Source organism: uncultured Zhongshania sp. (assembly GCF_963975605.1).
Classification (GTDB): domain Bacteria; phylum Pseudomonadota; class Gammaproteobacteria; order Pseudomonadales; family Spongiibacteraceae; genus Spongiibacter; species Spongiibacter aquimaris.
On the sequence record NZ_CAXBHN010000001.1, the window covers coordinates 321606 to 347587 of the forward strand.

General features: G+C 49.9%; 14 protein-coding genes. 5 read left to right on the top strand and 9 right to left on the bottom strand.

All coding sequences use genetic code 11. The features are described 5' to 3' along the window. Nucleotides 1–155 precede the first annotated feature (155 nt). The 5 genes from AAC007_RS01430 to speD form a co-directional block, all read right to left on the bottom strand. Entirely contained in the window at nt 156–1832 is a 1677-nt protein-coding gene (locus AAC007_RS01430) for a ShlB/FhaC/HecB family hemolysin secretion/activation protein (protein WP_339674267.1), read from the bottom strand. Nucleotides 1833–1894: 62 nt separating this feature from the next. Then, a complete protein-coding gene (locus tag AAC007_RS01435; protein ID WP_339674269.1) occupies nt 1895–4591 on the bottom strand; it encodes an OmpA family protein in 2697 nt (898 codons plus the stop codon). Nucleotides 4592–4934: 343 nt separating this feature from the next. Then, on the bottom strand, nt 4935–7190 hold the full coding sequence (locus tag AAC007_RS01440; RefSeq protein ID WP_295870877.1) for an arginine/lysine/ornithine decarboxylase: 2256 nt from the start codon (nt 7188–7190) through the stop codon (nt 4935–4937). Between the two features lie 285 nt (nt 7191–7475). After that, on the bottom strand, nt 7476–8324 hold the full coding sequence (speE, locus tag AAC007_RS01445; RefSeq protein ID WP_339674272.1) for a polyamine aminopropyltransferase: 849 nt from the start codon (nt 8322–8324) through the stop codon (nt 7476–7478). After that, nucleotides 8317–8772 (bottom strand): adenosylmethionine decarboxylase, encoded by a 456-nt coding sequence (gene speD / locus AAC007_RS01450; RefSeq protein ID WP_219042076.1) that lies wholly within the window; start codon nt 8770–8772, stop codon nt 8317–8319. Before speD ends, speE begins: the two co-directional genes overlap by 8 nt. A 214-nt stretch (nt 8773–8986) precedes the next feature. Between speD and msrA the strand changes: the two genes are divergently transcribed. Then, nucleotides 8987–9631, top strand: a complete 645-nt coding sequence (gene msrA, locus AAC007_RS01455; RefSeq protein WP_295870883.1) for a peptide-methionine (S)-S-oxide reductase MsrA — start codon at nt 8987–8989, stop codon at nt 9629–9631. Nucleotides 9632–9669: 38 nt separating this feature from the next. Here msrA and AAC007_RS01460 read toward each other — a convergent pair whose 3' ends face one another. The 3 genes from AAC007_RS01460 to acnA all read right to left on the bottom strand — a co-directional run bounded on the left by AAC007_RS01460 (nt 9670) and on the right by acnA (nt 14714). Beyond that, a complete protein-coding gene (locus AAC007_RS01460; RefSeq protein WP_295870885.1) occupies nt 9670–11256 on the bottom strand; it encodes a bifunctional GNAT family N-acetyltransferase/carbon-nitrogen hydrolase family protein in 1587 nt (528 codons plus the stop codon). Nucleotides 11257–11312: 56 nt separating this feature from the next. Then, nucleotides 11313–11654, bottom strand: a complete 342-nt coding sequence (locus tag AAC007_RS01465; protein ID WP_296434719.1) for a DUF6489 family protein — start codon at nt 11652–11654, stop codon at nt 11313–11315. A gap of 423 nt (nt 11655–12077) precedes the next feature. Beyond that, nucleotides 12078–14714, bottom strand: a complete 2637-nt coding sequence (acnA, locus tag AAC007_RS01470; protein WP_339674276.1) for an aconitate hydratase AcnA — start codon at nt 14712–14714, stop codon at nt 12078–12080. Between the two features lie 330 nt (nt 14715–15044). On the opposite strand from acnA, the gene AAC007_RS01475 reads away from it, so the two are divergent. The 4 genes from AAC007_RS01475 (at nt 15045) to AAC007_RS01490 (ending at nt 22222) form a co-directional block, all read left to right on the top strand. After that, nucleotides 15045–16826, top strand: a complete 1782-nt coding sequence (locus AAC007_RS01475; RefSeq protein ID WP_339674278.1) for an FAD-dependent oxidoreductase — start codon at nt 15045–15047, stop codon at nt 16824–16826. 1 nt (nt 16827) lies between these two features. Continuing rightward, entirely contained in the window at nt 16828–18687 is a 1860-nt protein-coding gene (locus tag AAC007_RS01480; RefSeq protein WP_339674280.1) for a 2-oxoacid:acceptor oxidoreductase subunit alpha, read from the top strand. Continuing rightward, the gene (locus AAC007_RS01485; protein WP_339674282.1) at nt 18687–19739 is read left to right on the top strand and encodes a 2-oxoacid:ferredoxin oxidoreductase subunit beta; all 1053 of its coding nucleotides are present in this window, start codon (nt 18687–18689) and stop codon (nt 19737–19739) included. The genes AAC007_RS01480 and AAC007_RS01485 overlap by 1 nt, the downstream gene beginning before the upstream one ends. Before the next feature lie 719 nt (nt 19740–20458). Continuing rightward, nucleotides 20459–22222: a TonB-dependent receptor gene (locus AAC007_RS01490; protein WP_339674284.1), complete on the top strand. Its 1764-nt coding sequence runs from the start codon at nt 20459–20461 to the stop codon at nt 22220–22222. Here AAC007_RS01490 and AAC007_RS01495 read toward each other — a convergent pair. After that, on the bottom strand, nt 22118–25321 hold the full coding sequence (locus AAC007_RS01495; RefSeq protein WP_339674286.1) for a hypothetical protein: 3204 nt from the start codon (nt 25319–25321) through the stop codon (nt 22118–22120). The genes AAC007_RS01490 and AAC007_RS01495 overlap by 105 nt on opposite strands. Nucleotides 25322–25982: the final 661 nt, after the last annotated feature.

Here is a 25982-nt window from a genome sequence, read left to right on the forward strand (position 1 = left end):
TACCTTGAATAATTTTTGTGTTTCGTCAAGGTTAATGCTCAGACACCTTTAAGCTAGCAAAGTTCGGGCCAGTGTGTAAATAGGTTTTTGCGCGGTTTTGAAAAAATAGTTTGGCTGAGTATGCTCGGCAGTGTGCCCGAGCATACTCAAGCTAGCTAGAAAGTCAGGTGAACCCGCCAGAAAAAGTCGGCTTCTAGAGAGTCTAGCTCACTGCTGTTAACTACGTCATCGTGGACGGGCAGTGCGGCGACAAGCTCGGTGAAGAGATACTCACTGAATTCGATTCTTAATTTTACCCCCGCGTCGGCAATACTTTGGGTGTCGCCGAGCTCACTATTGGTATTGTTAAACCAGCTTGCGCCGTATTCCGCGAACACAGATGGCGAGATTTTGTACTCGTTCCATGTAAACGTTTTTTCCAGGCTGGCGTTGATGTAGTAACCCTCATCACCGATTAATACACCTGGCAGGTAGGCGCTTAAGGTATTCATACCGCCTAAAACAAATTGCTGTTGTTGCGGCACTTGTTCGTCGGTAAATTGACCATTTGCAGAGAAGGAGAGCAAGGTGTCTTCCGCTACGCGCACCAAGTAGCGAGCACTTGGCTGCAGTGCAATGAATTCAGCGGTTCTGGCTGATGGAACAACATCTGGAGCGGCAACGCCAGGGTTTTGCGCCATAAAGGCAGCTTGATATTCGGCGTAGTTGTCTAGTGTGCCGCCATCGCCATAACCCGCTAAGAAGTTGAGGCCTACATTGAGTTGCGCCGCTGCTATTTCTTCAGTCTGGTAGCGTACTTTTTGGTATTTAAGTCCGATATCGACAACTTGATAGGTTTCTTCCAGTAGCTTGCCATTGGCTCCCGCCTGCTGAATGGTGGAGTCGGTATGTGACAGCCTTTCGGTGAGGGAGATACGTGATTCAAGGTCGCTGAATAGTATTTGTTCGCCGTGGAAGGCAGCTTGTAAAATCTCGGCATCTAGGCTCACTGTCGTCATCACCGTTGTGGTGCTGCAGCCGAGCAAGCCAAGGAGACACAAGCCTTGTTGTTGAACTTGCGCGAATTTAGGGTCGCGGCTGTATTCAACGTAGGATAAATCAACGCCGTAAAGTCCGCTGGTAAAGGGGCGGTCGATACTAAGGCTAAATTGATCTAAGTTTTCACCGTCGCGGGATTCGCCCAAATCGGTAAATGCGGTCTGGTAGGCAACTGATAGTTCAGTACCACCTTCAAAGCGGTGTTTTATACCTGCTAAGCCAAAGTAGCGTCCTAAGAAGCGACTACCTTTGTTGTTGGCCTCAAGAATGTAGTCAGTGCTGTCGTAGTTTTCGACGGCAGTTTTGGTCATTACCAAGGCGACAGCGTCGTTGCCAGCTTCTTGGTAACTCATGCTGTATTGGTAGCCGCCGCGTTCCGCTTTAAGATTAGCCAGAATGCGCGCGCGATCAAACTCGGAGATACTCAGGTCTGTATCGCCGACCAGTTCTTCGAAAAACGGTTTGATATCAGCGTCGACAAGAATATCGGCAAGCGTCAGTTGCTCTACAAATACGACAACGCCGTCGCCTTCCCGAGCATAGCGAATTCTGACAAGCAAATGACCGCTTTGGTAATAGCGTTTGGTGAGGTTGATAATTCCTTCGGCAGGTGTTTTTGCGCTGCCTAAAACATCTTGTACATCAGCGTCGGCAAGGTAGCTATTACCTAAAACCCGAACATTGGTGCCGTTGATGACGCTAGAAATGGCGGTGTTTGATACTGCGCTGTAGGCACTGACTTGTGCTGGTGTCGCAAGTTGTGGCGGTATTACTGGGGGCAAATCGATTGCCATGTGAAGCTCTCCCTATATAGTAAGTTTCCATAGGCCCGCCACTAGGCGGGCCATTGAAGTTGTTATTGCTCTGTTTCGATAATTGACAATTCGACGCGGCGATTCTCTGCGCGCCCTGCATCACTAGCATTGTCTGCGATTGGTTTACTTTCGCCGTAACCTTTAGCGCTTAAGCGACTGCTGGCAACGCCGTGCTCGCTCAGGTATTGCTTAACTGACTGAGCGCGGTTTTGAGATAGGTTTTGGTTGTAGCTGTCGCTACCCTTGCCATCGGTGTGACCTGCGATTTCTATTTTCTCAGCCTTTGACTGCTGAATAACGACTGCGGCTTCATCTAAAATTGTAGTTGCGTTAGCGGTCAGTACGGCGCTGTTAAACTCAAAGAATACGCCGTCTAATCGCAGTGGGGCAGCCTCGCTGAGGTGGCAACCGTTGGCGAGAACCGCGTTACCTAAGGGTGTGTCTTGGCACTCGTCTTTGTCATCACAAACACCATCGGCATCTTGGTCTGCGCAGCTAGAGGCGGCACTCGCACGATTGGCCATGAGGTCGCGATCTAGCAGTGCAACGAGCGCCGGCTGATCGAATGGACCATTGTTCGGGCCACCGGTGAGACCGCCATTATTACTGCCGCCACCGCCAAGCGTATCGTTTACAATGCCATTGCCGTCGCTGGTATTGGTGTCGTTGTTGGTTAGGGCATCCTCTAGGCTGCCGCCGGTAAGATCGGCCAGCGCACCGTCAAGGGGATCGGTGATTGGGGCAGCCATCTCTAGAACTGGCTCAGTTACCGGCGCAAGCGCGTCAAGCAAGGTGTCGCCAATTTCATTGTCGACAACTTCTGTAAGAGGGTCTAAGCCACTATCAAGGCTATCGATAACGGGTTCTATAGCGTCGCCAACTAGCTCAGTAATAGGTTGTAGCGGCGATATTTCATCACCGTTGCCGTCACTGCCACCGAGTAGGTCATTTACAATGCCGTCGCCATCGGACGTGTTGTCATCATTATTTGTTAGTGCGTCTTCAATGCTACCGCCGGTGACGTCGGCAAGAATCCCATCAACTGGATCGGTAATCGGTTCTGCGGCATCAAGCAAAGGATCGACAGCTGGGCTCAGTGCATCTAACAAGGCCTCGCCAACTTGATCGTCAATAGCGTCGGTGACTGGGTCAAGTGCAGTATCTACTGCGGAAACTAAGCTATCAATGGAGTCGCCAAGCGGGCCAGTAATGGGCTCAAGGGCCGAGCTTTCTCCTGCTTCGGTGCCGCTGTCAGTGTTAACATCGCCGCCGCCGAGCAAGTCGTTTACCAAGCCATTACCGTCTGCGGTATTTTCGTCATCGTTAGTAAGTGCGTCTTCAATGCTACCGCCGGTCAAGTCTTCGATAATGCCGTCTACCGGATTAGTAACAGGCTCTAGTCCAGCAAGTACGGGTTCTGTTACGGGGCTTAGTTGTTCTAGCACGGGCTCTAGAACTTGATCGTCAATAACATCGGTAAGAGGGTCTAAGCCGGTATCAATTGCGTCAATCAAGTCTGAAAGACCGTCGCCTAGCGATGCAGTGATTGGTCCTAAAGGAGATATTTCATTGCCATTGCCATCGCCGGTGCTTGATTCATTTGAGCCGCCGAGTAAATCGTTGACAATGCCGTCGCCGTCAGCGGTGTTGTCATCAGAATTTGTTAGGGCATCTTCGATACTGCCGCCGGTGACGTCCGCTAAGAGTCCGTCTACTGGGTCAGTAACGGGTTCTAGGGTGTCTAGCAGGGGTTCCGTGGCCGGTGCTAGCGCGTCTAATAGAGCTTCACCGACTTGGTCATCGACGGCGTCTGTGATGGGGTCCAGGCCCGAGTCTATTGTGCTAACTAAACCGTCTAATGATTCACCTAGCGGCCCGGTAATAGGGGCCAGAATTGAAGCTTCGCCCGCTTCGGTGCCACTTGCGGTATTAGCCGATCCGCCGCCGAGTAGGTCATTGACGGCACCTTCGCCGTCGGCGGTATTGTCATCGGTATTGCTAAGTGCGTCTTCAATACTACCGCCAGTGAGGTCGGCAAGTAGACCATCTACCGGGTCTGTGACAGGCTCAACGGCCGCCAGCAGTGGATCTGTCGCGGGTGTTAAAGCGTCTAGGAGAGGTTCTACTAGTTGGTCGTCAACGACGTCTGTGAGTGGATCCAGGCCCAGATCTATCGAATCGATAAGCGGGTCTAGCGTGGCACCTAAGCTCGCACTGATTGAGCCTAAGGGCGATAATTCCCCCGCTTCGGTGCCGCTGCCAGATACCTGGTCGCCGCCGAGTAAGTCATTGACAATACCGTCGCCGTCGGTGGAGTTTTCGTCGAGATTACTTAGTGCGTCACTTACGCTGCCGCCGGTTAGATCGGCAACGATACCGTCAATAGGGTCAGTAATTGGTTGCAGCGCGCCCAGCAGTGGGTCGGTTAATGGCGAGAGTGCGTCGAGTACCGGTAGGCCCAGTTGATCGTCGATGGGATCTGTTAACGGGTCAAGCGCCATATCGACAGTATCGATTAAAGGTGCCAATGAGTCGCCGAGAGGTTTGGTGATCGGTGCGAGAATTGATTCGCTACTGGTAATGCTCTGTTGGTTTTGCGGCGCTAGTAATGCACCTAAGTCTAAAATTCTCGTGAGATCTTGTGCATTGGCAGAGGGGCTAAGTGTTAAGCCGGTGCTACTTGCTGCGGTTAATATGATTACAGACGCTAAAGTTGATGGCGATCGTAAATTCATCATATTTTTCATCCTGAATAGTTAAAAATTGCAATTGCTAAGTTGCAAGGCGCGATTATTCGCCAAGTCCTTGACGCTAAATGTTTTGAGGCTGCGATTATAGGTATGCTCAAGGCCCAATATAAGCACATATTGTGTTAATAATGTGCTGTTACGGCTAGCTGCTTTTGTGACTGGAGTCACAGCTTCATTTGAAAGACGGGTTTTTGGCTGCTGCGCGTGAAAATCTAACGCCAGGTTTTAGCGTTAAGATGTTTAGTGCAGAGGATGAGGCCGGAGTCGTCGTCTCTCCTCCAGCCTAGGGTATTGCAAATTCCCCACTATTTTTAGTGGGGTTTATTTCATTCTAGTTGTCGATAACCGCATCGACAAAGTAGTGATCCACGCCATTAACACGCTCTTTAACCAGTCCGTGGCAGTCAGTTTCAAAGCCGGGAAAACGCGAATTGAAGTCGCGCACAAACTGTAAATACCGAACGATGGTTTTGTTAAAGCGCTCGCCCGGAATCAATAGTGGAATACCTGGCGGGTAGGGTGTTACCAACATTGCAGTAATGCGGCCTTCTAGCTCATCGATGGCAACACGTTCCACTTTTCGGTGAGACATTTTTGCCCAGGCATCGGCGGGAATCATCGCCGCTTCCATTTCCGATAAATACATTTCGGTGGTAATACGCGCTAGGTCGTACTCTTTGTAGACATTGTGAATATTGTTGCATAAGTCACGCAGACCCACTTTGTCATATTGGGGGAATTTCGCGGCGAATTGCGGCATGACGCGCCAAAGCGGTAAGTTTTGATCGTAGTCATCTTTGAATTGCTGTAGCTCGGTTACCATCGAGTTCCAGCGGCCCTTGGTAATGCCGATGGTGAACATGATGAAGAAGGAGTACATGCCGGTTTTTTCAATAATGATACCGTGCTCAGCGAGGTATTTGCTGACAATAGATGCCGGAATACCGATGTCATCAAAGTTGCCGTCGACATCGAGGCCGGGAGTGATGATGGTCGCTTTAATGGGGTCGAGCATGTTGAAGCCCGACTCGATTTCGCCAAAGCCATGCCAGCTGTCGTCAGAGTGAATAACCCAGTCGTCGCGGTCGCCAATGCCTTCTTCAGCAAGGGTCTTTGGCCCCCACACACGGAACCACCAGTCGTCGCCATAATCGGCATCGACTTTGCGCATGGCGCGACGGAAATCCAGTGCCTCAAGAATAGATTCTTCTACCAGCGCTGTGCCGCCGGGCGGTTCCATCATGGCAGCCGCTACGTCGCACGACGCGATAATCGCGTACTGCGGGCTGGTAGACGAGTGCATTAAATAGGATTCATTGAAGCGGTGGGTATCCAGCTTACGCTGGGTGCCATCTTGCACCAAAATTTGCGAGGCTTGGGACAGGCCGGCCAGCAATTTGTGGGTGGATTGGGTGGCGAATACCAGCGTGTCGTCCGAGCGTGGGCGACCGGAGCCGATGGCGTGCATATTGTGATAGAACTCATGGAAGGCCGCGTGGGGCAGCCATGCTTCGTCAAAGTGCAGGGTGTCGATGGTCGAGTCGAGAATATCTTTAATTTCTTCGACGTTGTACACAATGCCGTCGTAGGTACTTTGGGTAATCGTCAATATGCGCGGTTTTTTATCTTCGGCGTGACGTGCAAAGGGGTGGTCTTCGATTTTTTTGCGAATTGCCGCGGGGTCAAATTCGCTTTTCGGTATTGGGCCGATAATGCCGTAATGATTGCGCGTGGGCATTAAGAATACCGGAATAGCGCCGGTCATAATAATACTGTGCAGAATGGATTTATGGCAGTTGCGGTCAACCACCACGATGTCGCCGGGGGCTACGGTAGAGTGCCAGACCACTTTATTTGATGTGGAGGTACCGTTGGTGACGAAGAATAAATGATCGCAGCCAAAGATCCGCGCCGCGTTGTTTTCACTGGCGCTAACTGGGCCGGTGTGGTCGAGTAATTGGCCGAGTTCTTCCACCGCATTACAGACGTCGGCGCGGAGTAGATTTTCGCCAAAAAACTGATGGAACATTTGTCCAACAGGGCTTTTTAGAAATGCCACGCCACCGGAGTGCCCTGGGCAGTGCCAAGAGTAGGAGCTGTCGCTGGCGTAATTCATAAGCGCTTTGAAAAACGGTGGCGCCAAGGACGAGAGGTATTTATTGGCCTCGCGAATAATGTGTCGTGCAACGAACTCCGGGGTGTCTTCAAACATATGAATGAAACCGTGCAGCTCGCGCAAAATTTCATTGGGAATATGGCGTGAGGTGCGAGTTTCACCGTAGAGGAAAACCGGAATATCGGTGTTGCGCTGGCGCACCGCTGTCATGAATTCTGCAATCGATTCTAAGGCTTGGCTCACCGTTTCATCGCTGCCGTCGCCAAACTCTTCGTCGTCGATCGACAGGATAAAGCAGGATGCACGGCTGGCTTGCTGGGCAAAGGCAGTGAGGTCACCGTAGCTCGTTAGTCCGACTATCTCCATGCCTTCTTTACTGATGGCATCGGCAAGGTCGCGAATGCCTGAGCCTGAGATATTTTCGGAGCGAAAGTCTTCGTCAATAATGACAACGGGAAAACGAAATTTCATTTATATGGCCATTGTTGGGTTAAGGCTATTCCCAGTTTCTAGCTGGGCTCGTTTGCGCATTTAGTTGGTCAGATCGAGGGAATTATTTAGCCCAGATTCTGAGGGTGCTCGCGCGCTGATTTTGAAACTTTTTTACGGTTTAGTCCCGCAATATTTCTACCCTATCAATAATCCATGACAACTGTCAGCTATATAGGTGCAATTTGGCTGTCGATTGGCATGGAATTGAGGGGGTTACTGCTGTGTTGCGTGTTTTGGTGGCCTGCTGCGAACAGGCCGCCACGCTTAGCCCAAACTATCCACAAGATATTGTGGTAGTGCAAAAGCACCCATGTGGAGGGCGGGATTATAATAGCGAGTTTGAATGCCACTGCTGATAAAACGACTTGTTAAGGTCGCCAGATCGAGCTCGCGCGCAGTGCTGCTGTCACTAGCCCAGGCGAATGTCATTATGCCACCTACATAGCTCGGAACGGCTGCGGTATAAAAGGCGGTATCTGCAAATAACGGCGATAGACGTTTGTGGGTGGTGCTCACTTCGTCTGGCTGCATAAAGGCAACGCCGTTTTGTGCGGCAAAGATACCTCCAGGCTTTAAGCAGCGTTGAATACCCTGATAAAACGGAGAGGTAAACAATACTTCGCCAGGCCCGATTGGGTCTGTGCTATCAGACAGAATAACGTCGAATTGGCGCGAGCACTGTTTGACGAAATCAATTCCGTCACCAATCACAATTTCTGCTCTGGGATTATCGTAGGCACCGGCAGAATGATTGGGTAGGTACTCTACACACATGTCGATAACCGCTTGGTCGATTTCGACTTGCACGACACTTTCTACTTCCGGGTGTTTGAGTACTTCGCGCAATAGACCGCCGTCTCCGCCGCCAATAATCAACACATTTTTAGCATTGCCATGTGCGAATAAAGGCGTGTGGGCCAGCATCTCATGGTAAATAAACTCATCGCGCTCGGTGGTTTGAATAATACCGTCGAGCGCCATTACCCGGCCGAAACTGCCGGATTCAAAAATAATAAGGTGCTGGTGTTCGGTCTTGCTTTCGAACAAGACCTTGCGAATTTTAAAGCCCTGGTGGTACGCGTCGTGGAGTGTTTCGTCAAACCACTCAGACATCGTCCATTCTCCCGCGCAGGTTCTCGCCAACTTCTATACGTGAAGGAGAGAAGGCCTTTTGCAGGATTTCCACGGCCAATTCGGGCTTAGCGTCACCGCACATAAAGACGTCGAACGCGGCGTAATCTCGCTCCGGCCATGTGTGCACGCTAATATGTGATTCAGCTAGTACCGCCACACCAGAAATACCGCCATTGGGGGTAAAGTGGTGCATATGGATGTGCAGCAGTGTTGCACCGCATTCTTTGACGCAGTCAATAAATGCTTTTTCCATGCGGGGGAGTTCGTCGAGGTGCGAAGCGCCCCAAAGATCGATAATTAAGTGCGTACCAGCGTAAGCAACGCCGTCGCGGATGATGAAGTGGTCGAGATTTTCGTCCGACTGTGTAATCGGATTACACGTGGCTGCGCCGGCCTCCAGAGAAGGCATATGATCTAAGCTTTTCATTTAGCATAAATCCTCCGCGTTGGTTAAAGAGCGGGCGATTTAAACGTGTTTTACCCCAAATAGCAATAAAAAATCCCGTAAAATTCCCCCCGTTTGCCGATAGCAAAGTCCTTGAGCCGCCAGTGTTTTTCCGCAGCTGCTGGGGGTGGCGGAATGTGGGCGAATCAAGGCATAGTAGTACTATTCCGCGAGGCTATTATGAGGAGCATGACAAATGAGTATGTTTGACCGTTACCGCAAGCCGGCAGTGCTTCCAAGTGCTGAGCAAGCCCTTCCTGGTCGCGAAGAAAAAATGCAAGTGCCAGCGGAGCACACCGTGCTCAAAACGCCGTTGCAGGGCCCGTTTCCGGAGGGCATGGCACAGGTTGTGTTTGGTTTGGGGTGCTTTTGGGGCGCGGAGCGCAAATTTTGGCAGCAAGCCGGCGTGTATTCTACTGCCGTGGGGTACTGTGGTGGCCACACCCCCAACCCCACGTATGAAGAAGTTTGCTCAGGTATGACGGGCCACAACGAAGTGGTGCTGGTGGTATTTGACCCCGGCCAAGTCAGTTTTCAAACTCTGCTTAAACTATTTTGGGAAAGCCACAACCCCACCCAGGGAATGCGGCAGGGCAACGATGTTGGCACCCAGTATCGCTCTGGCATTTACTGTTCTACGGCTGAGCAGCAAGAAGTGGCCAAAGCGTCTTTAGAGTTGTATCAGGAAGCTCTAGCTAAAGCGGGATTGCCCGAAGTGACAACCGAGATTGTGACGGCGGGTGAGTTCTACTATGCGGAGCCTTACCACCAGCAATATCTCGATAAAAATCCCGGTGGCTACTGCGGTTTGGGCGGCACAGGTGTGAGCTGCGTTTTGTAGTGAGGTGCGTCCGACGTCAGACGTCGGACGTCAGGCGATTAATTCCCTCTCCATTTCATTTGATACAAATCGTGGCGACGGTCGCGTAGATTCTGCACAGTGCCGCTATTGCGGGCTACCCGCAGTGATTCTGGGCGCAGATCGGCAATAGCGACGGTTTCCACATTGGGAGTTGTGTCGGCGGCGATACCGTCCCGCGCGAAGTGGAAATCGCAGGGCGTTAAAATACAGCTCTGGGCGTATTGAATATCCATATTTGCCACATTCGGCAGGTTGCCCACATTGCCAGACATAACGACATAAACCTGATTTTCAACCGCCCGTGCTTGGCAGCTGTAACGCACCCGCATATAACTTTGGCGTTCGTCGGTACAGAAGGGCACGAAAAGTATTTCCGCGCCTTGGTCTACTAAGTGACGGCCTAGTTCTGGGAACTCAGAGTCATAGCAAATCAATACACCAATTGGGCCGCAGTCGGTGTCGATGACTTGTAGCTCGTTGCCGCCTTCAATATTCCACCAATACACCTCGTTCGGGGTGGGGTGGATTTTAGCTTGTTCGTCAACGCGGCCGTCGCGGTGGAATACATAGGAAATATTTTCTACTCGGCCATTGGGTACACGGGTTGGATGTGAGCCGCCAATAATGTTGATGTTGTAGCGAACCGCTAAATCTTGCATGGCTTCAACATAGCGCGGTGTGTATTTGGTGAGCGCTTCTATCGATTGAATCGGTGTCAGCTCTTGGTCTTCAATAGAGAGCAGTTGCAGCGTGATTAGCTCTGGAAACACCACGAAGTCGCCTTTGTAGTCAGCAACCACGTCAACAAAATATTCGATAAACGACATGAATTCGACAAACGAGGTGACGCGACGTTGCATATACTGCACGGTGCCGACGCGCACGGTGTCTGGCTGGCGGCCGCCGTGGCGTTTGGTGTGAGCGACGCTGGCAGCGGTCTCCACTTTGGGGTTGTGCCACACAAGGTGGACGCCATAGCCCATAGAGTCTTTGTCATCGGTTAAGTAGTTCGGCATTAAATCGATGACTTCGAAGTTGTTGCGAAGCTGAAACGATAATACCGGGTCGCGGGTTTTTTGGTTGACCACGGCGTCGAGATAATTTTCGGCTGTGCCGTATTTTTTAATGCGTCGCGACAAGCTTGGCAGCCGGCCGACAAAGACGATGCCCTTTAGGCCAAGTTCTTCGCAAAGTTTTTTTCTGGCGTTATACAGTCTTTGGCCAATGCGATAGCCTCGCACGCTGCTGTCTACACACACTTCCATCCCGTAAAGCCATTCGCCCTCAGGGTCGTGACGGGTGCCGTAACCATTGGCGGTGATGGCGGCCCAGCTATGGGGTCGCAAACAGACGTCGCCGCTAACGCGAAAGGTTGCGCAATAGCCGACGATTTCTTCGTCGAGGGTGACCGCAAATTTCCCCTCCGGAAAATTATTTAACTGGCCACGCAATTCGGCGCGAGAGTAGGGGTCAATGCCGGTGCCGGTATAGACGCGCTTTGAGAGCGCCGCGATAGCGGAAATATCCGCCAAGGTTGCGGTGCGAACTCGCAGGACTTTGCCAGAGGCAGCAATATTCTTGCTGCCCGCTATTGTGTTTGCCATGTTGATGCCACTCTGAATTAGGTGAGAAGTCGTGTGTTGTGCCAGCAGTGCTGCGCTTAGGTTTTGCTCTTGCTGGAGGCGCTGCGACGCAGTGGCGCGGCTTTATTGGGAGTTGATTTTGAGGTTTTATCGTCAGTTGCTTCCGGTGTTTTGGTTTCTGTTTTGTCACTGCCTTTGCGATTGCTTGCCAGGCCGCTCAATGATTTTAAAACGCGGGCGGACAAGTCTATGGTTTTCATGCCTTCGGTAAATGCGGTTTTGGCCATTTGTTGGATCATTTCTGAGTCCCCCTCGCCAATGCGTTTATATACTGCATCCCAGAGTGGTTGAGCGTCGGGAAGGCCGACAAGGCGGCGCATTTCTTCCGGACTAATTTCAACCTCAACATGAATTTTCATAGATCTGACTCCGTCTTATGTTCGCATTCAGTATGTCACTGAGTGGCCTGTGTATGCCAGCGCCGAGCGAGTTTCAATGGTTTAATATAGAGACTTTTGCACGATTGTTATTTTGCCGTTCGCCGGCGTCGCTTAAAGGCGCTTACCGTTGGCAAAATCGTAGCCAACGCACTCGCTCCGCCCGCGTACCCACAGGGCATAAAAAGTGAGCTCTACTCAATCTGTCATTTATAACAATAAAAACGATGGTCGGCACCGCCCTCATTTACCGTTCCCACTCGTCACTCGCACAATGTGCGTGATCTCCGATTCGTGCGTTTTTTCCTTGCCGGAGAGTAAAACTCCGGCTCGTGTAAAGGTCTCAAATAGTCGCGGCGATGCATAATAACCATGTGAAATCGCCGTTCATTTAGTCCCTGAGAATCAATTTCCCAGCTCGGCCAAAACGTACTGCAAGATGCCACCGTGGCGGAAATACGCCATCTCCTCGGCGGTATCAATCCGCAGTCGCCCCAACACTTCATGGCGACTGCCATCGCTGCGCGATAATATAATCCTGAGCTTTTGCTTCGGTGCGAGTTTATCGTCGCAAGATACGATATCGACGTATTCATCGCCCTGAAGGTCTAGCATTTCCTGAGGTATTTCCTTGTCGAACTCTACGGGCATGACACCCATACCGATCAAATTAGAACGGTGAATGCGCTCAAAACTTTCGGCAATTACCGCCTTTATACCCAGCAGTAAGGTGCCTTTTGCGGCCCAGTCGCGACTTGAGCCGGTGCCGTATTGCTTGCCGGCAATAACCACCAATGGCGTATTGCTTTCTTGATATTTCATAGCCGCTTTATATATAGGCACGACACTTTTGCCGTCCGGTGACAGGGTGTAACCCCCTTCGCGGTCTACCAACTTATTGCGCAGTCTGGTGTTGGCAAAGGTGCCCCGCAGCATAACCTCGTGGTTGCCTCGTCGTGAACCGTAGGAGTTAAAGTCATCTGGCTCAACGCCAATACTCTGCAAATAATGGCTGGCGGGGCTGTCGAGGGCGATTTTACCCGCCGGTGAAATATGGTCGGTGGTAATGCTGTCGCCAAATAAACCGAGAATCCGTGCGCCGCGCAGGCTTGGGAATTCCTCTCCTGCTAAAGATGGCGACTCGAAAAAGTTCGGCAGGCGAATATAGCTAGAGTCGGCTTGCCACTGGTATGTATCCGTTTTTTCAATATCGATAGCTTGCCATTCGTCTGTGCCTTGATAGACATCGTTGTAGGCTTCGCGAAACATGCTGCCGCTGACAATTTTGCGAATGTCATGAATTTCAGCGTTGCTCGGCCACAGGTCTTTGAGAAAAACCTTATTGTTCTTACTATCAACGCCAATGGGGTCTTCTTGTAGATTGAGTAATGTGCTGCCCGCTAGCGCGTAGGCAACAACAAGTGGGGGCGATGCTAGCCAACTGGCTTTTACCTGCGGATGAATTCGACCGTCGAAATTGCGGTTGCCCGACAACAGTGCCGATACCACCATGTCTTTACTGTCAATGGCTGCGGCGACTGGTGCCGGCAGCGGGCCAGAGTTACCGATACAGGTGGTGCAGCCATAGCCAACTAAGTCGAATCCGAGAGAATTGAGGTCTTCTTGTAAATCGCTGTCGTTTAAGTATCTGCTAACGACTTTTGAGCCTGGTGCGAAGGAGGTTTTTACCCACGGTTTTACGCGCATACCGCGCTCTCTCGCTTTGCGGGCGACAAGGCCGGCCGCAATCATCACGTCTGGGTTGGAGGTGTTGGTGCAGCTGGTTATAGCCGCAAGCACCACATCGCCATGATGAAGTTTTAATTTCATGTCGGGAATATCCACACTTTCCTTGAGGTCGCGGCCGTTTATTTCTAAGTGCTCGCGCATAGCGGCGCCTAAATCTCTCAGCGCAACACGATCCTGTGGTCGACTCGGCCCGGCGAGGCTGGGCTCGACAGTATCGAGATCTAGTTTTACTGTGTTGGTGAACGTCGGCTGGTCGCCGGCATTTCGCCACATTCCTTGCGCCTTGCAGTAGGCCTCTGTTAAAGCGATATTTTCACTGCTGCGCCCGGTTAGCTTCATGTAGGCGAGGGTGGCCTCATCAACCGGGAAGTAGCCGCAGGTTGCGCCGTATTCAGGTGCCATATTGGCAATGGTGGCGCGGTCGGCCACACTTAGCTCAGCGAGCCCGTCGCCGTAAAACTCGACGAATTTGCCGACGACGCCCGCTTTGCGCAGAATTTGTACCACCGTCAACACCAAATCGGTTGCGGTAAGCCCTTCATTTAACTTGCCGTTTAATTCGAAGCCGATGACTTCGGGTAGCATCATTGAATAGGGTTGGCCAAGTAGGGCGGCCTCGGCCTCGATGCCGCCAACCCCCCAGCCAAGGACACCTAAGCCATTGACCATTGGGGTGTGGCTATCCGTGCCTAATACGGTGTCGGGATAGGCCATACCATCGCTGTTCCACACTACTTGCGCGAGATATTCCAAGTTTACTTGATGGCATATACCGGTGCCGGGCGGCACCACATTAAAGTTCTGGAAGGCGGATTGCCCCCATTTTAAAAACCGATAGCGCTCGTCATTTCGGGCCATCTCATTGGCCACATTTTCACCAAAAGCTTGCGGGGAGCCAAACTGGTCTACGGTGACGGAGTGGTCGATAACGAGGTGGACTGGAATCTGTGGATTAATAGCCGAAACATCACCGCCACGCTTGGCGACGGCGTCCCGCATTGCAGCTAAGTCGACAATGGCAGGTACGCCGGTGAAGTCTTGCATTAATACCCGAGCAGGCGAGAAATTAAGATCTTCACCGCCGCTTGGCTTATCGAGCCAGCGCGAGAAGGCGACGATGATATCCGCGTTGACCGACTCACCGTCAAAATGACGAAGTTGGTTCTCGAGTAGTATTTTTAGCGATTTTGGTAATTGCGAAAGCCGGTCGTCACCGAGTTTGTTTAAATCAAAATAGTCGTAACTGTGGCCGTCGACATTGAGAGTGGCGCGCAGATGTTCGGTTGTTTGCATGGTGAGCTCCCTCGCTAACTATGTATTGCCTACCCTAGCACAGACCGTCAAATTTGCGGGACTATCCGCGTGCTATTGCTGCTAAATTTAAGAATGCCTCGTTTACTGCCCGTATCAGTCACGCTCGGGGGTTGTGGCCAAGGCATCTGAAATCTTGTCAGGCATATGCCTGAATTCAATATGGATAAATTAATAACTATGGCGCCATTTTTCTAATGAATTTATGTTTCTGCTGTGTTGTAATCTCTGGGTTTTGAGGGGTGTCGGCCCCAGCAAGACCACCGACACCTGCTACCCAACTCGCTGTTAATAATAATTTGAGGGGGCGCATTGAAAGCCACTAACACCCATGACCCCGAGTATTTTCACAAGGTGGTCGATTGTCAGTATGCCTGCCCGGCACATACGCCGGTTCCAGAATATATTCGTTTAATTGCCGCTCAGCGTTATACCGACGCGTATATGATCAACTGGGAATCGAATGTGTTTCCCGGTGTGCTGGGGCGTACGTGTGACCGTCCCTGCGAGCCAGCCTGTCGGCGCGGTCGTATCGACGAAGAGCCAGTGGCGATATGTCGATTAAAACGTGTAGCCGCCGATAATAAAGGCGACATCACTGACCGCATGCCGATCATTCCCAAAAAGAAAAATGGCAAGCGGATTGCGCTAATTGGGGCGGGTCCCGCGTCGTTAACCGTCGCGCGAGACTTGATGCCACTGGGTTACAGCGTAGATCTATACGATGATCAACGCGCCGGTGGTGGCTTTATGCGCAGCCAAATCCCCGCTTTCCGCTTACCGGAATCGGTGCTAAACGAAGAGGTTGATCGGATACTCGATATGGGTGTGTTGACTCATTTCAACCATTACGTCGATAGCCTCAAAGCCGTATTAGATAAACATTACGACGCGGTGTTTGTCGGCAGCGGCGCGCCTCGTGGTCGCGATTTGGATTTGCCTGGTCGCCAAGCCGCTGACGCCAATATTCATATTGGTATTGATTGGCTGTCCAGTGTGGCTTTTGAGCATGTTGAAGCCATTGGTAAAAATGTCATTGTACTCGGCGGTGGTAATACCGCGATGGACTGCTGCCGCACCGCCCGCCGCTTGGGCGGCGACGAAGTAAAAGTCATTGTGCGCAGCCCCTTCGCGGAGATGAAAGCGTCACCCTGGGAAAAAGAAGACGCCGCCCATGAAGGTATTCCGATTCTGGATAATCACGTGCCCCAGGAGTTTATCGTTGAAGATGGGCGTCTCGTGGCGATGCGCTTTGATCGTGTGAAAGCGGTATATGACGATAAAGGTAAACGGAGTTTGGTCTCCACCGGTGAAGAGCCGGTGATTGTGCCCTGCGACGATGTCTTGGTGGCCATTGGCCAAGAAAACTCCTTTCCGTGGATTGAGCGTGACGTCGGCATAGATTTTGGCAAATGGGATATGCCGGTGGTGGATGAGACGACCTTCCAGTCGAGTAATCCCACCGTATTTTTTGGCGGCGATGCGGCCTTTGGTCCGCAAAATGTTATTACTGCCGTGGCCCACGGTCATCAGGCCGCTATCTCAATCGATTTGCACTGCCAGGGCGACTCGGTTAGCAAGCGACCACCGCCAGGGGTGACCTTGGTTAGTCAAAAAATGGGTATCCACGAGTGGAGTTACGATAGCCAAGTTGAAAATGACGACCGCTATCATGTTCCGCAAGCTGAGCTTTCGCAGACCCTTAGCAATCGTAAATTAGAAGTGGAGCTTGGCTACGACGCCGCGACCGCTTTTCAAGAGGCTCAGCGCTGTTTGAATTGCGATGCGCAAACCGTATTTAGCGAAAAACTGTGTATTGAATGCGATGCCTGCGTCGATATTTGTCCGACTGATTGCTTAAGTATCGTTGTTAATAATGCCGACGAGGACAGCGTTCGCCAGACCTTAAAAATGCCGGCGAACAATATTGAGCAAGACATTTACGTGTCTGCTGATTTACGCACTGGCCGCGCCATGATTAAAGACGAGAATGTCTGCTTGCACTGTGGCTTATGCGCAGAGCGCTGCCCAACAGCAGCCTGGGATATGCAGAAATTTTATTACTCGGTGACTAAAGCGGGGCAGTGCGGCTGATATGAAACGCATCGAAGCAGTAAACGATTTTGTCATTAAATTCGCCAATGTGAACGGTACCGGCTCTGCCAGTGCAAATAATATGTTCGCCAAGTCCCTGTTTCGAATGGGCTTGCCAATAAGCCCCAAGAATATATTTCCGTCGAATATTCAGGGCCTACCAACCTGGTATGAAGTGCGGGTGAACGAGAAAGGTTATCTCGGCCGGCGCGGTGGCATAGACATGATGGTGTGTATGAATCCGCAAAGTATGGCGAAAGACATCCAAGAAGTGGAGGCGGGTGGTTATTTTTTCTATGACTCCAGCAAGCCCTTAGACCTGCGTATGATGCGCAGTGATATTCATTTTATTGGCGTGCCGTTAAAGGACTTGTGCCAGCGCGAATACAGTGATGCGCGTCAGCAGCAGTTATTCCGCAACATCATCTATGTTGGCGCCCTGTCGGCACTGCTTGATATTGAGTTTGATGTGCTCACCGGCTTGGTGTCGGATCAGTTCCGCGGCAAGGAAAAGTTGATCACGTCGAATGTTCGCGCCTTGGAAATTGGCTATCACTATGCGGCTGAACATTATCAATGCCCATTGGGGATTCGAGTTGAGCGCCGCGATGCGGTGGGTGATCAAATACTGATTGACGGTAATACCGCCGCGTCACTTGGTGCGATATATGGCGGCGCAACGGTTGCGGCGTGGTACCCCATAACACCGTCGACCTCGGTGGTTGATGGTTTTGATAAATACTGTAAGCGCCTGCGTATAGACCCAGGTAGTGGCAGTAAAAATTATGCGATTGTACAGGCGGAAGATGAGCTAGCGGCAATTGGTATGGTGATCGGCGCTAGTTGGAATGGTGCGCGGGCATTTACCGCAACCAGTGGCCCCGGCATTTCTTTAATGAGCGAATTTTTGGGCTTGGCTTATTTTGCCGAAATCCCGACGGTACTCATTGATGTCCAGCGCGCCGGTCCCTCTACCGGCATGCCAACCCGTACCCAGCAGTCTGATGTCCTCGCCTGTGCTTATGCATCCCATGGTGACACCAAGCATGTCTTGCTGTTTCCGGCGACACCGCGGGAATGTTTCGAAATGACGGCGGAAGCCTTTGATTTAGCGGAAACCCTGCAAACCCCGGTCATTATGTTAACGGACCTCGATCTCGGTATGAACGACACCATGTCGCCGCCGCTAGTCTGGGATGACAAACGTCAATACCAGCGTGGCAAAGTCTTTAACGAAGAGCAGTTAGAGGCGATGAGTGAGCGCTTTGGTCGCTATTTAGATGTCGACGGCGATGGCATTCCCTATCGAACCTACCCCGGCACTCATCCGACTAAAGGCGCCTTTTTCACTCGCGGTACGTCGCGGGATGAATACGCGGTCTACACCGAAGACGGCGAAGCCTATGAAAAGAATATGCAGCGCCTGCTGAAGAAGTGGGACACCGCCAAGAACTTAGTGCCAATGCCTGAGATTATTGAGGCTAAGAAGGGCGGCGCTAACGTTGGCGTGATTCATTTTGGTACCAGTCGCGATGCGACCCTGGAAGCTGTCGACGCGTTAGCCGCTGAGGGCATTGTGGTTGATACCTTGCGGATAAGAGGTTTTCCCTTCCACAAATCTGTCGATGCCTTTATCGAACAGCACGAGACCGTGTTTGTGATAGATCAAAACCGCGATGCGCAAATGCGAACATTGCTGGTGAATGAGTGTTTGGTATCGCCACGAGATTTAATTTCAATTTTAAATTACAACGGCACACCTATTTCTGCGCGCAAAATTCACGATGAAATTATTGCGGTTCTGCGAGGTGACAACGTGAGGCCGCTGCACAAGAAAAAAATGGCTAAGGAGTCTGTGTAATGACGTATATCCGCCCCGCGTTTCGCCATCCAGATTTGCCGCGCAATGATATTGGCTTTACCCGCAAAGATTATGAAGGAGCGATATCGACACTGTGCGCCGGCTGTGGCCACGACTCCATTAGTGCTGCTATTGTGCAAGCCTGTTTTGAACTGTCTATTGCACCGCATAAGGTTGCCAAGCTTTCTGGTATTGGTTGTTCCTCAAAAACCCCAACTTATTTTCTGGGCAATTCCCACGGATTTAATTCGGTACACGGTCGCATGCCCTCGGTTGCCACCGGCGCGAATCTCGCCAATCGGGACTTAATTTATGTGGGCGTATCCGGCGATGGTGATACCGCGTCTATTGGTATGGGGCAGTTTACCCATGCGGTACGTCGCAACTTAAATATGATGTATGTGGTGGAGAATAATGGCTGCTACGGCTTAACTAAGGGCCAGGATTCAGCCACTGCCGATATTGGCTCGGCCAGTAAAAAAGGTGAGCCTAATCACTTTGAGCCAATCGATTTGGCAAGTGTTGCACTGCAGCTTGGCGCCACCTTTGTGGCACGCAGTTTTTCGGGGGACAGAGAGCAGCTAGTGCCACTGATAAAAGCGGCGATCAGTCACCGTGGTTTTGCTTTTATCGATGTGATTTCGCCCTGCGTGACCTTTAATAATAATCCTAAATCGACCAAGGGCTACGAGCACGTGCGCGATCATCTCGCGGCGACGGGTACGGTTGATTACGTGCCATTTAAACAAGAAATTTCCACTCAATACGAGCAGGGTAAATCCAAAGAGGTCACATTGCATGACGGCTCTGTTGTGCATCTTCACAAAGCAGATCCGGAGCTCGATTTAAATAGCCGGCGCTCCGCCTTGCGCTTAATTAAGGACTACAAGGCAAAGGATCAAATACTTACGGGTCTATTGTTTATGGATGAAAAATCCCAGGACTTGCACGAAATCCTGGGCACCAGTAAAACCCCGCTGCGGGATCTTGGCGCGGCAGAGTTATGTCCTGGTCAGAAAGTTCTGGATAAGCTTAATGAAAGTCTGAGATAATTTTTATTGTTTCTTGGAGAAGGGTGGCCCGTATATCAGGTGCTGGCTGTCCTATTTATATATTCTTATTTTCCTGTTTTATTGGCGCACAAAAGTTTTCCCCCCGCTATATCTAAATTCATCGAATTTTTATTTTCTTTTACCAATCTTTATCGACGGAGCAGTGTTGATCGTTACCCAATGCATGAATTGACAAAAATCTTGTGCCAGTGCGAGCGACGTGGCGTTTAGCCGGAACGGCAATAAAATTGATTTTCCCGCACGTTCTTCCTCATAAGCTCTAACACTATTTGGCTAATGACATTACAAGGCAATGATGTCAGTTCGTTTCTTTCTTCGTCATCGATCCAAGCACTCAGTCTAAGTATTAATACCTATAATTCCCGTGCTTGCGCGCATCAAATATTGGTGATATCTTCATGAACACCACTGTTGATTAAAGTGATGGGAAGCTGGCGGGCGAAGTGTGATAATAAGAGTGCAGAGGAAGTCCACGGTAAACGGCTTTCATCTACTTAGTTCGATTTCAATATTTACTCTGAAAAAGATCCTCTTAGAATAAATTTAAATCCAAAATATGGTAGTTGTGAACTAGTGTGAGTCATATTTTGTGGTGTGGCGCGCTAATTGTGCGTGCTTGTTCTGTTGCGTATCTACTTGGCGAAGCTTAAGGCCGAGTAACTAAATAATAAGTATTAGATAAACCTCAGGAGAGATATATGCAAGTGCCAAAACCAAAGATAAAGTCCATGCTGCAAGAGATGCGACATGCTAGAACGAATTCGAACAGCCGATTAGGAGGACTTTTACTGGTTCCCTTTATCGTCGCTACTTCCAATATTGGTCTTGCTGCGGAACCTGTCAGTGAAGGTAAGGAGTTCGCAATCGAAGAAGTGTTAGTTACTGCTAGACGCCGTGACGAGTCACTTCAAGAGGTACCTGTCAGTGTCGCTGTGGTGACATCTGAAAGTATTGATAAATTAAATATTCGAAAATTAGAAGACATGCAATCGGTCGTTGCGGGTTTAACCTTGGAAGAAGATTCAATTGCGCCAAATTCGTCATTGCGCGGCGTTCGCTTTGATACCTTCGCTAGTGGCTTTAATCCCACTGTCGAATTTTATATGAACGATGCCCCCATTGTTTCGTTGGCAGCTATACAGGCGTTATTTGATATCGGCCAAATTGAAGTGCTACGTGGCCCTCAGGGTACATTGCGCGGGCGCGCGTCGCCGTCTGGTGCAATTACGATTACAACTAAGAGACCTGATCTTCAAGATTTGGGTGGCTATGTTGATTTAACCTCGTCTAGCAATGGTGGCGGAAATGCGAAGGCAGCGATTAATATTCCGCTGGTCGAAGACAAAGTGGCAATGCGTTTTGCAGGATTTTACGAGGAAAATGATGGCAATGGCGTGCGCAGTATTAATAGCACCGACCGATCTGAATATACAGGTGAAGGCTATCGCGCATCGTTCCGTATTGAACCCACCGATGTCTTATCCATCAATTTAATGCATCAGAAAATTTCGCCGGATCGCAAGACTTTGTTTCAAATGGAGTCCGCCAATATTGCTGAGCCGTCACTGGCGGCGAGTCCAAGAACTATCCGCAGTGGTGACCGTTTAGCGGTAACCAATTATGCTGAGAAAAGCAGCCAAGATATCGAGCGCACCGGAGTTGAGATAGCACTTGATCTCGGCGAATTTACCTTAAATTATTCCGGATCGAAAACCGATATGATGGTTAAGCGGAAGACGCCGTATGAAAGTGGCGATCTCGGCGATTTCTTTGACGCGAGCTACAATAATCCTGCGCTTGATAATATTGGGCAACAGCTTTCGACTGAAACAAGTGGTAGAAGTCATGAGGTTCGCGTGGCCTCGAATGAGCCGCTGGCGGGTAAATTTAATGTCATAGCTGGTTTCTTAATTCAGGACAATAGCTCAGAAAACAATATTCTTAATCCCACCGCGTTATTTGCTCAGATTCTAAACCCTGCGACGTTTGCCGGTATAACGTTGACGCCCATTAAGTCGGAAACGGCATCTAAAGAAAAGTCTGTGTTCGCTAACGTGACATGGGACCATAGCGAAATGGACGAACTCTCGCTGGGGCTGCGACGTATTATGTATGAAACCACATCTACCGTAGACGTGACTTCGCAAGGCGTGACGAATAGAGTGTCTAACTTTGATGAGGATTGGGCAGAGACTATTTATCTACTGTCTTATCGCCACCAATTTACCGATGAGTTGATGGCGTACGCGACGGCGGGCAGTTCTTGGCGCCCTGGTATTTCCGCGGTGGGTGATTTTAGCGTGACGCCTAGTGCGAGGGAGCGCTCGTTTATTAGTTTAGAGCCGGAGACCTCTGATTCAATTGAATTTGGCGTTAAGTCGACTTGGCTGGATCGTAGGTTGACGGTTAATGCCGCGGCGTTTTATCAGCAGTTTGATGACAGCCATGCCAATTCCTGTTAACGTCCTGGACTCCCTTACCGGCTCCTGCATTTCAACAAGAAGTGCTTCCCCGTCAGGGGAAGTTTGACGGTGGTCTTTTGCGCACCTTAGGACCTCAAATGCTTCGTTCCATGTCGACGTTCCGCCAAATACGAGTAACAGGAATGCGTGATAGTCAAACACGCTGTCTGGAGGGATTTCCGCTGGACGTTGCTTTGCAACCGTTTTGCGTAATTGCTGAAGCAGCTCATGAGAATGTAAATGGAATTCTGTGAGCGGTATCGGCTGTCCAAAGTCCCAGAACAGTCTTGGCGGAAACTCTACCACCCATTGATGGCTGAATTTGAGTGATTTGATTTTTCTTTCGAGAAGATGAGTTGCCGAAAGCAGGCCTGTTACATAATTGGTTGGAAGATTCACAAGCACATCACGATAGATGCGCTTGCACTGAGCTTCATCCAGATGGAATTTAATAGGTAGGGCTGACCAATTATCCGCACCGCAGGCAAGGCAAATACCTTTTTCGATGACTTCTCTGCTGGTGGTCGCATCAATCGCTAGGTCCGAGCCATACATATTCTTAGTACGCTCAGTGTCTTCTCTCAGGCTCTTGCTTATTTTCGCAGCAAGTTGGTGCCAATTTTCCACAGGCACGACATCCCAGCTATGCTTCGTTGACATTGAGTGTTCTTCGATAGTGTCGAAACCGCAAAGCTTAAGGTAGTCGGTCAGATGCGGATCCAGATCTCTGGCCAGCTCAGTCAATGACACAATGCTGTTATCGCCAAACACGTCGTAGCCAATACCGTGCCCAATCTGAATTTCGATTAGCGAAGCAGAGCATTGTGTGCGATAGCGCATTTGGGTCGCCATCATGTGTCGCGGCAGATCACCCTGAACCCCATCCCCAAATCGCGACTTTATAAAAGCTCGCCCATCCCATTTTCTGCAGCGATAGCCAAACTTGGTATGGCTTAGTCTATGAGCTAGTTTCGCTCTTGGAACCTGTTCTCCGTGATGTTGGATGAGTACAAGTAGCGGGCGGTCGCCTTTACTTGCTTCTCGAAGATATTCTCCAATAGCTAGGAGATCAGTAGCTGATCTGAATTTGGCTAACCGCGAACTCAGGCGACGTATGTGGGCAATATAGGTCAGTAACTCATTGATAACATAATCTGGTAGGAAGCAAATTCGCCGAAACAACGTTGGGTCGGAGCCTTTGTCGTAAAAAAGAAGGCATTTGAGCGCAAAGGAAATTTGCGCTAGGCGCAATTTAGGGAAGTCCTTTTGGTTTCGATTCCCCGTCACAACCAAAAGTAACCAGCCCAGATATTCCACTCTTGCGTTGTGGTCTCTTATTAGTTGATCGATTTCGGGGCCATCCGGATCACCGATACAGCGTTCATCGTATAGCGACTTCGTAACTAATTGATAGGCGGAAAAACTGAATGTCGAGGTCGGTGCGCCAATCCAAGTTGACTCTTGCTCTAGGTTGTTGGAATTCGATGAGTAAAATATTCCTGGGTACTGTGCCGCTAGTGCTTGGTTGAGGATTGACTGGACCGCGGACATTGGGTATGCAGTGTAGTGTAGGGCGGCATTGGAAAGACCGTTTTGATCGCCGGTCAGAAGCTGGCATAAAGGGATGTCGTGGCATAGCCCGAAAGCGCTTTGATACAACCCAGCTCTAAACGAGTTTTCGTGAAAGTAATCGCAGAACTCACGTACTTTATCTTCAATTTCGCCTTTCGCCGTGGTCACAGCTTTGCGTAACGCGTCGTCTAAGGAGCGGATTCCTTGGAGTTGGCTTAGGCATGCAAGGTCTAATGACCCAGGTAACTCAATTTGTAGCGAAACCTTCTGGCTAGTGCCGGAATAAAGGTGAGCAATCTCAGGTTTGATTGCCTCAAAATTAACTTCCGCCGGAGGATCGAATTCGATAGTGATTGTGTTGCCGCGAACACTTACGGACACGTCTGGCTTTGGTCTTGAGGTAAGAGGGAGCTGGGCTCCGCATCCAACTAGTAAATTATCGAAACGTAGCGTTGATGCGCCAGATAATACCCATAGAATTTGTGCGATTTTTCCAGCTAGCGAATCAGGCTGGTACACGTAAATAATATAATACATGCAAGCTTTCCCTTGATCTGGGAGTAAGGCTTGAATGGAGTGTCCGCTCCACAGGCTATTTATCCTCATAGCAGAGCTGAATAGGGCTAAGCTTTTAACTACCTTGTTCTTGGCTCTTGGTACACGGGTTTCGTTTTCGTCAAGTACACAGAGATTCACCGGAGGATCGAGATCTGTTCCAGCTAGGGGCGGTATTAATCCTGAGTGTGGGGAGCCCGAATTTAACGGTGCAGAAATAGCTTGTACTAATTTTCTCTTTCGGCGGCGCTGCTTAACGATTTCCTCGCTCATTTCTTTTGATCTGAAATACTTCATCAAATTACTAAAACGATCTAAATCACGCTCAAACCCCGTTAATCCAGTATCGGCGTCATCAATTTTATTTGGATATTCGGTTCTGACGGTTAGCTGTATCCGTGAGATGCCTTTGATTAGGCCCTCCCAGTCACGATCCCGTATAAATGACGAAAGCGCCATCTCAATTTCGCCCTGGGGGTACGTGCCTGTCTCAGTGAGAAGTACAGAGGGTCGATGCCGAAAGAGGCGACAAAACTCGGAAGCTTCAACTATGACATTCTTAGGTAATTGGATTCGTCCCAAAACATGCAGCAGAAGCATAAGCCGCACTGTTCGTTCGAGCTCAACAGCTACGTCATCATTTCGTGTGGGATCGGGGTCCATCGCAACAAAAATCGGAGCTTTTTTTGCGTACGACACTTGGGAGTGGGCGCCGGCCCGATCTTTAGAAATCAGAGTTGCGTTTGGGTCATAAGTAGCTGCTATTGCTCTGGAAAGTTCGATGGCTGACTCTAATTCGTCGGCATCTAGCTGGTCGGAAAACGCCTGGGCGGTGGCTAAAATTTCTTCGGCGACATTGACGGCGAATTTCGAATGAATCGACTCATCCCACCTCACTCCCGGGACACCGAGGTCGGAGATGGGGGGCAGTTCGCTTGATTCTTCTTCAGCAAGCTCTCCGCCTCTCGACATTGTTCAATGTCTCCTTCGTCTGATCAGTTGGTGAAATAATGTATAAGTTCACTAACTTATCGAGAGAAGAGGTAAATTACAATAATAATTAATGTAGCGTATTTAAGGCTATTAAAATTCAATAATATAATAAAACTACTATTTATATTGATGTAATAATATTTATATAGTAGTAAAAACAATGACTTATGATTATAATAGTATTTATATGGATTAAATTGTAATATTAGGAAATGTCTTTTAACCAATTGGGGTTCGAATCCATCACGGCACCATCAAATTCCGAAGAAAATCAAAGCGTTGCAAATGTGCAGCGCTTTTTTTTCGTCTCTAGTTTCTTTCTGTGACCGCCTTGGGCCGCTCTGCGCCCATTTTGTGCGCAGACGCTTATATAAATTAAATGGAAAATCAGCCGAAATGGCTAGTTAGCCTACTTTAGGCCTTTTTTCCTTTGACTGGTTCAGGATGGCATCAACGACGAGCAAATTTTTCTGCTCATTGGCGACCGCAATATTTAACAAGTCGCTATTTTTCGACTTTCAACCCCGCCAATTTCATACTCGCAATTTTATCAGCGCCAGTCTTTTCGCCTAGCCGCCAAGGTTTGCCCTCGCAAATAGTTATATTCTTGCAGCTCTGCAAGCATCCCCTGCACGGTAAT

What these genes read in the sequence shown, in the direction of transcription:
- speD (WP_219042076.1), bottom strand. Translation starts at nt 8,772, where the DNA reads ATGAAAAGCTTAGATCATATGCCTTCTCTGGAGGCCGGCGCAGCCACG.
- AAC007_RS01480 (WP_339674280.1), top strand. Translation starts at nt 16,828, where the DNA reads ATGAAACGCATCGAAGCAGTAAACGATTTTGTCATTAAATTCGCCAAT.
- speE (WP_339674272.1), bottom strand. Translation starts at nt 8,324, where the DNA reads ATGTCTGAGTGGTTTGACGAAACACTCCACGACGCGTACCACCAGGGC.
- AAC007_RS01435 (WP_339674269.1), bottom strand. Translation starts at nt 4,591, where the DNA reads ATGATGAATTTACGATCGCCATCAACTTTAGCGTCTGTAATCATATTA.
- AAC007_RS01430 (WP_339674267.1), bottom strand. Translation starts at nt 1,832, where the DNA reads ATGGCAATCGATTTGCCCCCAGTAATACCGCCACAACTTGCGACACCA.
- AAC007_RS01485 (WP_339674282.1), top strand. Translation starts at nt 18,687, where the DNA reads ATGACGTATATCCGCCCCGCGTTTCGCCATCCAGATTTGCCGCGCAAT.
- msrA (WP_295870883.1), top strand. Translation starts at nt 8,987, where the DNA reads ATGAGTATGTTTGACCGTTACCGCAAGCCGGCAGTGCTTCCAAGTGCT.
- AAC007_RS01465 (WP_296434719.1), bottom strand. Translation starts at nt 11,654, where the DNA reads ATGAAAATTCATGTTGAGGTTGAAATTAGTCCGGAAGAAATGCGCCGC.
- acnA (WP_339674276.1), bottom strand. Translation starts at nt 14,714, where the DNA reads ATGCAAACAACCGAACATCTGCGCGCCACTCTCAATGTCGACGGCCAC.
- AAC007_RS01490 (WP_339674284.1), top strand. Translation starts at nt 20,459, where the DNA reads ATGCAAGTGCCAAAACCAAAGATAAAGTCCATGCTGCAAGAGATGCGA.
- AAC007_RS01440 (WP_295870877.1), bottom strand. Translation starts at nt 7,190, where the DNA reads ATGAAATTTCGTTTTCCCGTTGTCATTATTGACGAAGACTTTCGCTCC.
- AAC007_RS01460 (WP_295870885.1), bottom strand. Translation starts at nt 11,256, where the DNA reads ATGGCAAACACAATAGCGGGCAGCAAGAATATTGCTGCCTCTGGCAAA.
- AAC007_RS01495 (WP_339674286.1), bottom strand. Translation starts at nt 25,321, where the DNA reads ATGTCGAGAGGCGGAGAGCTTGCTGAAGAAGAATCAAGCGAACTGCCC.